9 protein-coding genes are annotated in these 14,604 nt (G+C 69.8%); 5 read left to right on the forward strand and 4 right to left on the reverse strand.

Annotation, left to right across the window (positions count from 1 at the left end; all coding sequences use genetic code 11):
- The 3 genes from HNP84_RS39645 to HNP84_RS39655 all read left to right on the forward strand — a co-directional run.
- The coding region (locus HNP84_RS39645; protein ID WP_185055215.1) for a glycoside hydrolase family 43 protein at positions 1-1,040 on the forward strand (1,040 nt) is incomplete at its 5' end.
- A 528-nt stretch (positions 1,041-1,568) separates the two neighbouring features.
- Complete coding sequence (locus tag HNP84_RS39650; RefSeq protein ID WP_185055216.1) at positions 1,569-3,098, forward strand: alpha-N-arabinofuranosidase; 1,530 nt, start codon at positions 1,569-1,571, stop codon at positions 3,096-3,098.
- A gap of 119 nt (positions 3,099-3,217) precedes the next feature.
- Positions 3,218-4,216, forward strand: coding sequence for a LacI family DNA-binding transcriptional regulator (locus HNP84_RS39655; RefSeq protein WP_185055217.1), 999 nt, complete (start codon positions 3,218-3,220; stop codon positions 4,214-4,216).
- Between the two features lie 85 nt (positions 4,217-4,301).
- On the opposite strand, the gene HNP84_RS39660 is transcribed toward HNP84_RS39655, so the two are convergent.
- From HNP84_RS39660 to HNP84_RS39675, 4 genes are read right to left on the reverse strand one after another with little or no spacing between them, the layout of a single operon-like run.
- A complete protein-coding gene (locus HNP84_RS39660) occupies positions 4,302-5,972 on the reverse strand; it encodes an amylo-alpha-1,6-glucosidase (RefSeq protein WP_185055218.1) in 1,671 nt (556 codons plus the stop codon).
- Between the two features lie 27 nt (positions 5,973-5,999).
- Positions 6,000-6,806: a carbohydrate ABC transporter permease gene (locus HNP84_RS39665; RefSeq protein ID WP_185055219.1), complete on the reverse strand. Its 807-nt coding sequence runs from the start codon at positions 6,804-6,806 to the stop codon at positions 6,000-6,002.
- Positions 6,803-7,774: a carbohydrate ABC transporter permease gene (locus tag HNP84_RS39670; protein WP_185055220.1), complete on the reverse strand. Its 972-nt coding sequence runs from the start codon at positions 7,772-7,774 to the stop codon at positions 6,803-6,805. Before HNP84_RS39670 ends, HNP84_RS39665 begins: the two co-directional genes overlap by 4 nt.
- A gap of 5 nt (positions 7,775-7,779) precedes the next feature.
- The gene (locus tag HNP84_RS39675; protein ID WP_221337344.1) at positions 7,780-9,012 is read right to left on the reverse strand and encodes a sugar ABC transporter substrate-binding protein; all 1,233 of its coding nucleotides are present in this window, start codon (positions 9,010-9,012) and stop codon (positions 7,780-7,782) included.
- A 254-nt stretch (positions 9,013-9,266) separates the two neighbouring features.
- Here HNP84_RS39675 and HNP84_RS39680 point away from each other — a divergent pair, with 254 nt between their 5' ends.
- Both HNP84_RS39680 and HNP84_RS39685 read left to right on the forward strand, forming a co-directional pair.
- Positions 9,267-10,289 (forward strand): LacI family DNA-binding transcriptional regulator, encoded by a 1,023-nt coding sequence (locus HNP84_RS39680; RefSeq protein ID WP_185055222.1) that lies wholly within the window; start codon positions 9,267-9,269, stop codon positions 10,287-10,289.
- A gap of 628 nt (positions 10,290-10,917) precedes the next feature.
- Positions 10,918-14,493 (forward strand): LamG-like jellyroll fold domain-containing protein, encoded by a 3,576-nt coding sequence (locus tag HNP84_RS39685; protein WP_221337345.1) that lies wholly within the window; start codon positions 10,918-10,920, stop codon positions 14,491-14,493.
- Positions 14,494-14,604: the final 111 nt, after the last annotated feature.

Consider the following 14,604-nt stretch of genomic DNA (forward strand, 5'->3'; position numbering starts at 1 on the left):
CCGCCGACGGCGCCCGCGTCTCCCAGTACACCGACCTCAACGGCACCAACCAGCAATGGCAGCTCATCAAGATCGGCGGACCCGGCACGCCCGGCACCTTCACCAATCCGATCAAGCAGCGCGGCCCCGACCCCTGGCTGACCTACCACAACGGCTACTACTACCTGGCGACCACCACGTGGAACTCCACGATCACCATGCGGCGGTCCCGCACGCTCGCCGGTCTGCCGAGCGCGCCGGACACCACGGTGTTCGACCTGAGCGGCCGTCCCAACGGCTGCTGCAACATGTGGGCCCCCGAGTTCCACCTGCTGGACGGCCCCAACGGCAGGCGCTGGTACCTGTACTACGTCGCGGGCCAGAACGTCGCCGACTACAACCCGACGCAGCGCCTCCACGTGCTGGAAAGCGACGGGACCGACCCCATGGGCCCCTACCGCTTCAAGGCCGACCTCGGCACGAGCTGGGCCCTGGACGCCGGCGTTCTACAGCACGGCGGCCGGCTCTACCTGATGGGCACCTACCAGAACGGCGGCCAGAGCCTGTTCATCCAGGCGCTCAGCAACCCCTGGACCACCAGCGGCGGGCAGGTGAAGATCACCGGGCCCACCCTCCCCTGGGAGAGGCAGACGTTCCCGGTCACCGAGGCCCCCGAGCCGCTCTACCACAACGGCAAGACCTTCGTCATCTACTCCGCCAGCGCCTGCTGGGGCCCTGACTACAAGCTCGGCATGCTCACCCTCACCGGCAACGACCCGCTCAACCCCGCCCACTGGACCAAGTCCCCCAACCCGGTCTTCCAGCGCAACGACGCCAACGGCGTCTACGCGCCCGGCCACAACGGGTTCTTCAAATCCCCCGACGGCACCGAGGATTGGATCGTCTACCACGCCAACGACTCGGCGAGCGGCGGCTGCGACATGAACCGCAGCACCCGTGCCCAGAAGTTCACCTGGAACGCCGACGGCACCCCCAACTTCGGCACCCCCGTCCGGCTCGGCACCACCCTCCCCGCCCCCTCCGGCGAACCCGCCAACTGACCACCACGAGGTGGCGGGCCGCCCGGACGGACCCACGGGCCCGGGACCGGAGCGGCCCGCCGCCCCGTCCCCGGGGGACGGGTGCCCCGGGCCGTCGGATGGGTGCGGTCATGGGTCACCGTGGGCCGCGGGTCTTGACATACCGGTCTCTGTCGATAGGGTGGCCTTACTTTACCGATAAAATGTATCGGTAAAGTTATGGTGGTCACATTCATCGCCGGAGTATCAGCAGCCATGGGACGAGCATCACGGGTGCTCGCGGTCACCGTCCTGATCGCCGCAGCGCTCACCGACCGCTCCGAGACGCGCTCCGCGAGCGGCCCCGTTCGCCGGCGCCCGCGTCTGGTGCCGCCGTCCCGCGCGAGTTCCGCCAGGCCGCGTGGATCGACGGCTCCGGCACGCCGTGCCGGTTTCCCGGCTTGACCGTGCCGGCTCCATCCGGCGCTGACACCGCAACCCGGCGTCCGGCGCGCCACCCCGATGGGGCGCGTCGCAGCACCGCTCCCCCGACCCCGAAGGTAGTGATACATGACGAACGTCGTCGTGCCCGCAGTGATCAACCTCGACGTGACCGGGCCCGTGATCAGCCGGCACCTCTACGGGCACTTCGCCGAACACCTGGGCCGGTGCATCTACGGCGGCTTCTACGTCGGCGAGGACAGCGACCTGCCCAACGCCGCCGGGATCCGGCTCGACGTCGTGGAGTCCCTGCGCGCCCTGAACATCCCGAACCTGCGCTGGCCCGGCGGCTGCTTCGCCGACGAGTACCACTGGATGGACGGGATCGGCCCCAAGGACCGGCGTCCGGTGATGGTCAACACCCACTGGGGCAACGTCGAGGAGAACAACCACTTCGGCACCCACGAGTTCATGGCCCTGTGCGAACTGCTCGGCGCCGAGCCCTACATCAGCGGCAACATCGGCTCGGGAACCGTCAAGGAGATGAGCGACTGGGTCGAGTACCTCACCCGCGAGGGCGACTCGCCGATGGTGCGCCTGCGCAAGGCCAACGGACGCGACGAGCCGTGGCGGGTGCGCTTCTGGGGGCTCGGCAACGAGGCGTGGGGCTGCGGCGGCAACATGAGCGCCGAGCAGTACGCCGCCGAGGCGCGCCGATACGGCACCTACTGCCGTGACCACGGCGACAACAAGCTGTACCGCATCGCCGCCGGCGCCAACTCCGACGACTACGCCTGGACCGAGACGCTGATGAAGTCGCTGGGCACGCTGGGCTGCGCGTACCGGCCCACGTCGTTCGTCCAGGCGTTGTCGCTGCACTACTACACCGTCCCCGGCCCCTGGCACGACAAGGGCGACGCCACGGTGTTCGACACCGACGACTACTACCGCACGATGGTCCAGGCGGCCCGCGTCGACGAACTCCTCACCCGGCACTCCGACATCATGAACTGCTACGACCCGGACAAGCACGTGGGCCTGGTGCTGGACGAATGGGGCACCTGGTGGAACGTGGAGCCCGGCACCAACCCCGGCTTCCTCTACCAGCAGAACACCCTCCGCGACGCCCTCGTCGCCGGCCTGCACTTCGACATCTTCCACCGTCACGCCGACCGGCTGGTGATGGCGAACATCGCCCAGACCGTGAACGTGCTTCAGGCCATGATCCTCACCGACCCCGAGTCCGGCGCGCTCGTCCTGACCCCCACCTACCACGTGTTCGAGATGAACAAGGGACACCATGACGCCGCCTCGCTGCGCGTCGATCTCCTGTCGGCCGCGCCGGCCCGCGTGATCGGATCGGCGCCGCTTCAGACCGTCTCGCTCTCGGCCAGCCGCAAGGAGGGCCGGGTGCTCATCTCGCTGTCCAACCTGGACGCCGCGGAAGCGGCCGATGTCGATCTGGACCTCCGCGGCGGCTCCGTGACCGACGTCCGCTCCCGGATCCTGACCGCGGGCAGGCTCCAGGACCACAACACCCCTGAGGCGCCCGACACCGTCGCCCCGCGCCCGCACCAGCAGGTCGTCCCCACGGCCTCCGGGCTGCGGGTCCACCTGCCCGCCCACTCCTTCGTCACCGTGGAGGCACGGCTGGCATGACTGTACGCGAGCGGACGGAACCGCGATAGGCTCCGATACGGACGACGACCTCGGTCAGGACAGAGCCGTTCGATGCGCCGTTCGAAGCGCCGTTCGAAGGGCGGAACGTGGGGCAGCACATGGTGACGATGCAAGACGTCGCCCGGCTGGCCGGCGTGTCGAAGATGACCGTCTCCAACGTGGTCAACAACCGTGAAGGGGTCAGCGATGCCGTCCGTCAGCGGGTGCTGGAGGCCATCCGCCGGTCGGGCTACCGGGTCAACGTCTCCGCACGCACGCTGAAGTCGGGGCGGACCGGCGTCATCGGCCTCGCCGTGCCCGAGATCGACCGCCCCTACTTCGGTCACCTCGCCGCCCTCGTGATCGACGCCGCACGGCGCCAGGGCTTCCATGTCGCGATCGAACAGACCGGCGCGGCGGCCGACGGAGAGGCGGACGCGATCACGCACTCCCGCACGCTGCACTTCGACGGGCTGATCCTCAGCGCCGTCGCCCTGGACCGCCTGGACGACCGGCCGGCCGAGGCCGGCTACCCGATCGTCATGCTCGGCGAGCAGGACTTCGGCGGCCGGTTCGACCACGTCGCCATGCCCAACGAGGAGGGCGCCAAAGCGGCGACCGCCCACCTGGCCGACCGGGGATGCCGGCGGATCGCGATCGTCACCGGCGGCGTCCTCGACCGCGTGAACGCCGTGAGCCGCCGCTACCATGGCTACCTCGCCGCGCTCACCGAGCGAGGTCTTGATGTGGACCCGTCCCTGTTCGTCCCCTTGGACGGCCTGACCATGGAAGCCGGCCGTGCCGCGGCCCACCGCCTGGCCGACTCCGGTCACGAGGTGGACGGCGTGGTCGCGGTGACCGACACCGTCGCGCTGGGCGTCCTGCGCGGCTTGGCCGACCGTGGCCTGCGGGTTCCCGGCGACATCCGCCTCATCGGCTTCGACGACGTCCCCGAAGCGAGTTACAGCGTGCCGTCGCTGTCCACGGTGGCGCCGGACCACGAGTGGATGGCCGCGAAGGCGGTCGAACTGGTGGCGCAGCGCATCCGCGCCCCTCTCCGCCCGACCAGCCAGCACATCGCCCCCTTCGAGCTGATGACCCGCGAATCCACCCTCTGATCAGCGCACGTGGAGAAGACTGGGGATCGCGATTCCGGAGAACACGTGATGTCCGTCCATGAGAGCCGCCGGCAGCGTACGCGTGTCAATGCCGCCGTCGGCGCCGCTCGTGGGCGGCGGCGAGGATGAGGTACGCACTGGCCGTCCACGTGTAGGCGCGGTCGCGCAGCCCTTCGCCGGTGCGTGCGTCGAAGTTCTCCGCGAACCCCGACTGCTCACACAGCCTGCGGAAACGGGCGCTGATCTCGTCGGCCGTCGCGGTGTGGCCGGCGCGGCGCAGGCCGTCTTCGATCAGGACGGTCGAAGGGGCCCAGATCGGCCCCCGCCAGTAGCCGTCGTCCTGGTAGTGCTCGGAGGACGGGTGCTCGGTGGCGGGCCCGAACGCGGTCAGGTGCTCCGCGATCCGGGCGGCGAGCGCCGTGTGCACCGGCTCGGGGAGTTCGCCGCCGAGCACGATCGGCATGAGGTCCAGCAGGCTGGAACTGCTCCAGGTGGCTCCGGAGTGCGCGCAGCGCGCGACGAACCGGTCACCGGTCCACAGTTCGGCGAGCAGCGCGTCGCGCATCCGGTCGGCGGCGCCCGACCAGCGGGCCGCCGCGTCCGGGTCCGGAGCCCGGCGGGCCAGCTCGCGCATCTGCAGGACGAGGAAGGCGGCGAGGTCGGCGGTCTCGACGACGCGTCCGGGATCGAAGGTGGTGGCGTTGTCCCAGCCGCTGTCGTTGCCGTGCTGGTAGTGCGGCAGCTCGTGGCCGGGGACCCGGCGGGCCGTCAGCCAGAAGGTGGTCCAGCGCTCCAGGAGCCGATAGATCTCGTCCTGGCCGCCCTTCGGCATTCGGCCCAGGGCCCAGCCGTGGATGGGGGGTTTGACGAAGTTGTACAGGATCTCGGAGTGGGTGACGGAGTCGGGCAGCGCCCCGGCGGCGTCCTGGTGGTCGAAGGGCAGGCGGAACTGGTCCCAGGCCAGCTCGGGCAGGCCGTCGGCGAGGGCCATGGCGTTGAAGCAGTGGTCCCAGCTCCACACCTTGTCCATCCAGTGCTTGGACATCAGCACCGCGGGCCGGGTGACGAACCCGGCCGGCCGTACGGTGGCCGACCACAGCACGTACGCGGCCAGCTCGGCGGCGGGCGTGGCCTCGCTGCGCCAGGGCGCGACCGCCGCGGCGAACGCGTCGAACTCGGCCCGCGCCGCCTTGACCACCTGCTCGAAGGTGTCCGCGCCCCCGTAGGGAGCACGTGCGGTCTCGTACTCCTCAAGGGCGATCTCCCAGTCGCCGGCCAAGGTGACGCCGCGCTCGGCGGTACCGAGCGCCTGCGTGCCGAGCGGGACCGCCTGACCGCCGAGCACGGTGATGCGATAGCGGCGCCCGGTCTGGTAGACGGTGAAGACGAACGAGCCATCGACGGGGTCGTGGTAGAAATACGGCCCGCTGAACGGCGTCAGGTCCGGGTCGGCGGCCGTGAGGCGGAGCCCGAGGCCCCGGCCGCGCAGCCGTACGGTGTCGGCGCTTTCGTAGGCGAGGTCGATCCGTCCGCCGTCGCCGCTCCACGTGAGCAGGTGCGGCGTGGCCGTGACGCCGGCATCGGCGGCCGGGACCAGCCGCAAGACCGGATGCATCCCGGTCTGGTGCGAGACCAGGTGCACGTCCTGCGCGTAGGTCTTCTCCGCGATCACCGGCGAGAATCCGAACCAGGAGCCGCGATAGCTGAACGGGATGTCCCGCACGGAGAACCCCGGGCCGGAGGCGGCGACGGTCATGAAGAGGGTGTCCCTTCTCTGAAGAGGTCAGTCCTTGACAGCGCCCGCGGTCACACCGGCGGCGACGTAGCGCTGGGCGACGATGAGCAGGAGCGTGGCCGGGATGGAGGCCACCACCGCGGTGGCCATGATGGCGTTCCATTCCTGGTTGTTGTTGCCGATGTAGGCGTAGATCCCGAGCGTGATCGGCTGATGGTCGCCGCCCTGGTCGAGGGTGGAGGCGAAGATGAAGTCCGACCAGGCCCACAGGAACGCGAACAGCGACACGGTGATGAGCGAGTTGCGGGAGACGGGCAGCACGATCGAGACGAAGGCGCGTACCGCTCCGGCGCCGTCCACGCGGGCGGCGTGCAGGAGTTCGTCCGGGATGCCGGACATGAACGTGGTGAGGATCAGCACCGCGAAGGGCACCGCCAACGTGGAGTCGGCCACGATCAGCCCCGGCACGGTGTTGAGCACGCCGGCGGCCAGGAAGATGGCGTAGAAGCCCATCGCCATGATGATCCCGGGGATCATCTGGGCGATCAGCAGGACGAAGCTCAGCAGGCCGCCGCCGCGCGGGCGCAGCTTGGCCAGCGAGTACGCCGCCGGCGCCGCGACCACCAGGGTCAGCGCGACCGTGCCCAGCCCGACGACGAGGCTCACGCCCAAGTACGGCACCTGCTCGTCCAGCACCGCCCGGTAGCCCTCCAGCGTGGGGTCGGCCGGGAAGAAGTTCGGCGGGCTCTTGCGCATGTCGGTGTCCCGGGTGAGGGACACGTTGACCATCCAGTAGACCGGGAACAGCATCAGCGCGGTCAGCACCAGGCCGATGCCGGTTTTGACGTGCCTCATGTCAGGGCTTGCCTTCGCTGGATGCGGATGTAGAGCAGCCCGAAGGCCAGCGCCATCACGATGAGCAGGTTGCCCACCGCCGCGCCAGGTCCGAACGAGGGCACGAGGTTGCCGAACCCGAGCCGGTACGACCAGGTGGCGAAGGTGGTGGAGGCGCCGCTGGGACCGCCCTTGGTCATGATCCAGATGATGTCGAACACCTTCAGCGTGTAGACCAGCCCGAGCAGGATGGTGATCGCCGAAACGGGCCGCAGCAACGGGAACGTCACCCTCCAGAACCGCTGCGGGCCGCTCGCCCCGTCCAGCGCCGCCGCCTCGTACACGGCCGGCGGGATCGCCTGGAGCCCGGAGTACAGCAGGACCAGGTTGAACGGGATGCCGATCCAGATGTTGGCGATGATCACCGACCACAGCGACCACTCGGGCGAGGTCAGCCAGTTGACCGGGCCGATGCCGATCCAGCCCAGGACGGCGTTGACGACGCCGGAGTCGCTGTTGAGCATCCACGACCACGTCGAGGCGGACACGATCAGCGGCAGCAGCCACGGGACCAGGAACAGCGCCCGCAGTGTGGCCGAAAGCCGGAAGTTCCTGGCGAAGAACACCGCCAGCGCGAGCCCGATGGTGAACTGGAAGGCCAGCGACACCAGCGTGAACACGATCGTGTGCCACAGCGCGGGGGCGAAGGTGGCGTCGGCGAACACCTTGGCGTAGTTGCCGAACCCGGCGAACGGCGCGTCCCCCTGCACGAAGGAGCGCACCGTGTAGTCGCGCAGGCTCAGCTCGACGTTGCGGTACAGCGGATAGGCGTAGAAGATCAGCAGGTACGCGATGACCGGGGTGAGGAAGGCCCACGCCGTCCATTGCGGCGAGCGGGAGTGACGGTGACCCCGCGTGCGAGCCGCCCGGTGGCCGGGCCCGCTCGTCCGGCCGGAGTCCCGGGCCCGCGTCCGCGTGCTCAGGCTCATGCGCGCTACCGGGTCGCGCTCGCCGCCGCGGCCTGCGCCGCGGTCATCGCCTCCTGCGGCGACTTCGATCCGCTCAGCGCCGCCTGGACGGCACCCCACATCGGCTCGGAGATCTTGGGATACTTGGTGCCCAGGTCGTCGCTGGTGCGGCCCTTGGCGGCCTTGACGGCGTCCACCCACACCCGCAGTTCGGCGTTGGCGGCGACCTGCTTGGCCTGGACCGCCTCGGTGGGAGCGATGTACGACAGGGTCGTCGTGGTGGTCAGCGAGGTCTCCGTGGCGGTCAGGCACGTCACCAGCTTCTGGGAGGTGGCGTAGCGGCCGGTGTCGGCCTGCACCGGGATGCTGACGAACTCGCCGCCCGTCGGCGCGGGCGCGGTGCCGCCGTCCTTGCCCGGGATCGGGATGATCCCGTATGGGAAGCCGGTCTTCTTGGCGTTGGCGAGCTGCCAGGTGCCGTTCTCGGCGAAGGCGTACTCGCCGCTCGCGAACTCCTGCCAGCTGGTGGTCTGGGTGTTGTTGATGACGGAGTTGGGGGCATAGCCCTTCTTCAGCCAGTCCGTCCACAGGGCCACCGCCGCGACGCCCTCGGGGGAGTCCAGTTTCGTGAGGTTCGCCCCGGAGCCCCAGAACCAGGGCAGGAACTGGAAGCTGCCTTCCTCGGTGCCGATCGCCGAGAACGTGATGCCCTTCTTCCCGGCCGTCTTCACCTTCTCCAGTGCGGCGGTCAGCGACGCCCAGTCCTTGATGTCACCGGGCTTGACGCCGGCCTCGTCCAGGACGTCCTTGTTGTAGTACAGCGCCAGGGTGTTGGCGCCGATCGGCACGCCGTAGGTCTTGCCGCCGCTCTGCCCCGCCGCCAGCAGGTTCGGCGCGACAGCCGAGACATCGAGCTTGTTCTCCTCGGTCGTCGTCAGCACCCCGGCCTCGGCCAGCGTGGAGACCACCGGGTTGTCCACGATCAGCACGTCCGGCGAGTTGCCCTGCTGGGCCGCCAGCAGTGCCTTGTTGGTCAGGTCGCTGGTGTCGTAGCCGGTCCTCTCGACCCGCACGCCGGCCTGGGCGCCGCAGTCTTCCAGCAGCTTGACCCACTCCGAGCTCTTGTCGAACTGCGGGTAGGGGTCCCAGATCGTGTACGGGCCGCCCCCGGCGGCCTGGCTCGCGTTCGCCGAGCCCTGACCTTCGGACGACGAGCAGGCGGCCAGCCCGCCGGCGGCGGCCAGAATCGCCAGACCCATGCCGGTCGCACGCCGGCCCCTTGACGCTGATCCCATGACGTCCACCTAGAGTCGAATCGATTCCGCGAATCGGTTCGACAGAACATAGGCATGCTCCGCCGCAGGCGTCAATAGTCCGCGGGGCACCGTTTCGAAGAGGTGGCGGATGACGTGCGGCGGGTCAGGCATGCTCGTCACGGAACCGGACGCCGGGCCTCGTGGTGAAACGGTTCGATCTACGATGGACGCCGAACGGCAGAACCGAAGGAGCGCGGGTGAACATCGGGGAGATCGCCAAGCGGGCGGGCGTGTCACGCAGCACCGTGTCGTACGCGCTCACCGGCAAACGTCCGGTGTCGGTGGAGACCAAACGCCGCATCCAGGCGGTGATCGACGAGCTGGGCTACCGGCCCAACGCCGCCGCCCGCGCCCTGAAGGAAGGCCGGACCCGCACGATCGGCCTGGTCATCCCGCCCGCCAGTCAGCGCCTGACCGACATGCAGCTCACCTTCGTGGCGAGCGTGGTCGACGCCGCGGCCCGCGCCGACCTGGACGTCCTGCTGTCGCCTTCGGGGGGCGAGCACGACCGCTCCTTCGAGCGGATCGTCACAGGCCGCCGCGTGGACGGTGTCATCCTCATGGAGATCCGGCTGGAGGACGAGCGCGTCGCCCGCCTGCGGCACAGCGGCCTGCCGTTCGTCGGCATCGGCCGCACCAGGCGCCCGGAGGAGATGTCCTGGGTGGACATCGACTACGAGACGCTCATCGCCAGGTGCGTGCATCACCTGGCCGACCTCGGCCACCGGCACGTCGCGCTGATCAACCGCAACGCCGAGCTGGTCGCCGTCGGTTACGGTCCCGGGCACCGGGCCCAGAGCGGCTTCGAGCACGCCGTCGCCGAGCGGGGCCTGTCCGGCGTGCAGGTCTGCTGCGGGGACGACGCCCAGAGCGGCCAGGCCTGCGTCGAGGAGCTCCTGGCCCGGCACGGCGAGCTGACCGCGATCGCCACGATCAACGAGGCCGCCGTCGCGGGCATGTACCGGGGTCTGAGCCGGGCGGGCCTGGCCGTGCCCCGGGACTTCTCCATCGTCGGCGTCGCCGCCCGGCACTGGGCCGAGAACCTCCACCCCCCGCTCACCGCCGCCGATGTGCCGGCCGACGAGATGGGCGCCCGCGCCGTCGAGCTGCTCATCCAGCGCATCGCCGACCCGCCGGCCCCGCACCGCCACCACTTGGCCGCCCCGCCGATCTCGCTGAGGGGCTCGACCGGCCCCGCCCGGCGCGGCGGCCCGGCCTGACCCGCCCGGCCCAGGCCCCCACGCCAGGCCGGCACGACCAAATCCACACGCCCAGATCCGATACCGCACGACCAGGTCCGCACGACCAGATCCGCACGCCCAGGCCCGTGGCCCCGCACGGCCCGGCTCCGCACGCCCAGGCCCGTGGCCCGCACCAGGCCCGTGGCCCGCACGTCCAAGTCCGCACGTCCAACGTCCGCACGCCCAGGTCCGCACGCCCAACGTCCGCACGTCCAAGTCCGCGCGCGCAGGTCCGCACGCCCAGGTCCGCACGTCCAAGTCCGCACGCGCAGGTCCGCACGCCCAGGTCCGCACGCCCAGGTCGCAAGGTCTTCCCGTCGCGGCGGCACACGCCGGCGTCGAGCCCGCGCGCCGTCCCGGCGGATGGGCCGTGCCGCCATCGGCCCGCCCCGGACCGCACGCATCGGAGCAGCGGCTGAACGCATGACACCTCCGTGACGCCTGCGTGTCGGTGCGATCTCAGGCGCGTTTCCGATGCTTGACCGTCGCGCGGTATCGCGCTTAAGGTCCAGTCGAATCGATTCGGCGAATCGATTCGACTTCCCGCTGCATCTCCCCGAGGGGAAAGCACATGGCCACATCCTTGTCCCCGCGAGTCGGCAGATTCGTGCCTCATGCCGTCCTCGCCTCCGCCCTCGCGGCGACCGCGATCCCGGCCGCCGCCTTACCGGCTGCCGGCGCCGCCGCCCCGGCGCTCGTGCTCCACTACGACTTCGAGGGCGACCTGTCCACCGGCGTCATCACCGACCGGACCTCCTCCGGACTGAACGGCACCCTCGCCAACCCCGGCTCGGCCAAGACCGCCACCGGCGCCGACGGCACGCAGGCCCTCGCACTGCCCGGCGGGCCGAGCGGCTCCCAGACGGCGCCGTTCGTGACGATCCCGAACGGTCTGTTCCGGGGACGCCAGGCCATGACGGTCTCGGTCTGGGTGAAGTGGGCGGGCGGCGCCGACTTCCAATGGGTCTACAACCTCGGCAAGGACGCCGCGACCGCGACCTTCGTCACGCCGTCCTACAGCGGCGACGCGACCATGAGGTCGTCCATCAAACCGGTCAACGGCGGCAGTGAGGTCGGCGTGCCGGGCCTGCAGAAGCTGCCCGCCGGCAAGTGGGCCAACCTCGTCACCACGATCGACGGCAGGACCCTCACCTTCTACGTCAACGGCGCGCCCATCGGCAGCACCACGGCCGCCGTCGACCTGGCCGCGGTCATGCACGCCGACGGCAACACCACCTCCGGCTTCCTGGGCAAGCCCTTCTGGAACGGGCACCCGTTCCTGGCGGGCGAACTGGACGAGTTCCGCGTCTACGACGCCGCGATGAGCGCCGAGCAGGTCGCCGAGCTGGCCGGCGACCACAAGGCGACCCTGTCGAAGGTCGAGCAGACCTCCTTCGACGTCACCACCTTCACCGGCGTCGCACCGGCGCTGCCCAGGACCGCGAACGCGGAGTTCTCCGACGGCATCCGCCGCGGCGTTCCCATCACCTGGGAGAGTATCGACCCGGCGAAGTACGCCGAGCCCGGCCGGTTCACGGTCAAGGGCACCGCGAACGGCACCCCGGTCGAGGCCGTCGTGCAGGTCACGAACAACGATCTGACCGTGGACCTCGGCACCGATACGGGCGCCTTCCACGGCGGCGCGTCCGGCACCCTGTACGGCGTGTACGGCGACGGCGTGCCCGCACGCAACCTCATCGAGGGCATGAAGCTGCGCACGGTCTCGACCAAGGCCCAGGACGGCCCGCAGCACCCGGGCGCCGACGCGCTGGAGGTGGTCAAGCCTCTGGCCGACAGCACCGACGGCGACGTGTACATCTACATGACCGACATCTATCGCGGCTTCCCGTACCAGTGGCCGGGCGACACACCGGAGGAGAGGCTCGGCGACTTCAAGGCGAAGATCGCCAAGCAGGTCGACCAGGTCCTCAAGCTTGACCCGAAATACCAGGACAACATCGTCTTCGTGCCGTTCAACGAGCCCGAGGGCAACATGTTCGGCACCGGGGAGTGGAGCTACAACAGGGTGAGCTGGCTCTCCGACCCGCGGCACTTCTTCAAGGCGTGGGACGAGGTCTATGCCCTGATCAAGGGCAAGATGCCCACCGCCAGGATCGCCGGGCCGAACACGAGCGTCCTTTACGACCAGGTGCAGGGCTTCCTCCGGCACACACTGCAGGCCGGCACCTTGCCTCAGGTCATCACCTGGCACGAGCTGGGCGATCCCGCTCGTATCCGGAGCAGCGTCGCGAGGTACCGCCAGTGGGAGCGCGCCATCCTCGGCGAGAAGCGGCTGCCGATCAACATCAACGAGTACGCCTTCAACTACCACACCTCGGTACCCGGCCAGATGATCCAGTGGGTCTCCGCCATCGAGGAGTCCAAGGTCGACGCCGACATCGCGTACTGGAACATCGACGGCAACTTGTCCGACTCGGCCGTACAGGCCAACCGCGGCAACGGCCAGTGGTGGCTGCTGCACGCCTACGGCCAGATGAGCGGCAACACGGTCAAGGTCATCCCGCCACGCCCGGACACGAGCTACACGCTGCAGGGCGTCGCCACCCTCGACAAGGCCAAGGCGCAGGCCCGCGCGCTGTTCGGCGGCACCTCGGGCAAGGTCGGCATCCGCTTCGACAACGTGGACGCCGAGCTGTTCGGCGGCACCGTGCACGCGCTGATCCAGGAGATCCCGTGGACCGGCCAGCTCGGCGACTCCGCCCAGCCCCGTGTGGTCGCCGAGCTCAACCGGAAGATCGAGGACGGCTCGCTGATCTTCCGCTTCGGCGACGACCTGCCCGCCATGAAGGAGTCCTCGGCGTACCAGATCATCCTCACCCCGGGAGCCAACGCCTCGTCCCCCGCGGCGAAGACCACGCTGTGGGAGGCCACCTACGAGGCCGAGGACGCCGCGCACACCGGCAGCGGCTACAGCCGCAACGGTCCCGAGGGATCACCGTCCGACGTGGGCAGGTTCTACACCTCGGGCGGCTACAACGTGGGCGGCCTGCGCACCGGCTCCGACCTCGCGCTGAACTTCACCGTATCGGTCCCCGAGGACGGCACCTACGACCTGTCGGTGTTCGCGAACTCGCTGAACACCTCCGGCGCGGTACGGGAGCAGGGCCCCACGAACGTGTTCCTGCGCGTCGATGGCGGGGCCGAGCAGGAGCTGCATCTGCCGCTCGGCTACAAGTGGGTCGTGTGGGACCACACCGACACCAAGGTCACCCTGTCCAAGGGCGAGCACGTCATCACCCTGGCCGCCCGCAGCCTGGACGGGACTCGGGCCACGACCGGCGACGCGATCGTGGACAAGATCGACCTGTCGCTGCCCAACCCGGCGGCGAAGGAGTCGATCTACGAGGCCGAGTACGCGACGCTCACGGGCGCGAGCACCGACTACACCCGTAAGAAGGTATCCGGCGCCGGCGTCACGACCCTGTCCAAGGGCCAGACCGCCACCTTCTGGGTCTACTCGCCGGACGACGGCGAGGCGACGATCAACGTCGACACCTCGGGCGGCGGCAGGGCCTGGATCGACGTCAACGGCCGGCGCGTCGGCGGCGTCAACGCCTCGACCGGCCTGAAGGCGTTCCTGGCCGGAGGCGTGAACAAGATCACCGTCACCGGGCAGTCCGGCAAGCTCCGGCTTGATCGCCTCCGCGTCACCGACACCGCCGGCACCCTCACGCCCACCTGGTACGAGGCCGAGTCGGCCCGTGTCTCCGGGACCGCGAAGGTGGCCGCCTATTCGCTGGCCGGCGGAGGCAAGGCGGTCACCGACATCGGCGGCGACCCGGGCAACGCCAACACCCTCACCTTCGACGTCACCGCGCCCAAGAAGGGGACCTACGCGCTGACCGTCCGCTACTCCAACCCCGAACAGTCCCCCGCCACCCACTACAACCCCGATCCCCTTGCCCGTCACGCCGAGATCTCCGTCAATGGCGCGGAGCCACTGCGGGCCTGGTTCCCCCACTCCTTCCACGCCAACAACTTCTGGGAGCTGTCCGTCCCGGTCGAGCTCGAAAAGGGAGCCAACACCGTGGCCTTCGCCTCGATGGAGTTGCCGAACTTCGACGGCGACAGCTACATCTCCGACACCTTCCCCGACATCCTGCTCCGATCGAAGTACGCCCCGATCATCGACAAGATCGCGGTGACGCCGATCGCCGGGTAACCCGCCGGAGCACCACCGGGCGGAGGCCTCCGGCTCCGCCCGGTGAATCCGGTGTCCGCATCAGGACGGCCGGGCCGGGTGCGGTCATGACGAGGTCCGCGGTGGTCGCTC

Source organism: Thermocatellispora tengchongensis (genome assembly GCF_014202315.1).
GTDB classification, from domain to species: domain Bacteria; phylum Actinomycetota; class Actinomycetes; order Streptosporangiales; family Streptosporangiaceae; genus Thermocatellispora; species Thermocatellispora tengchongensis.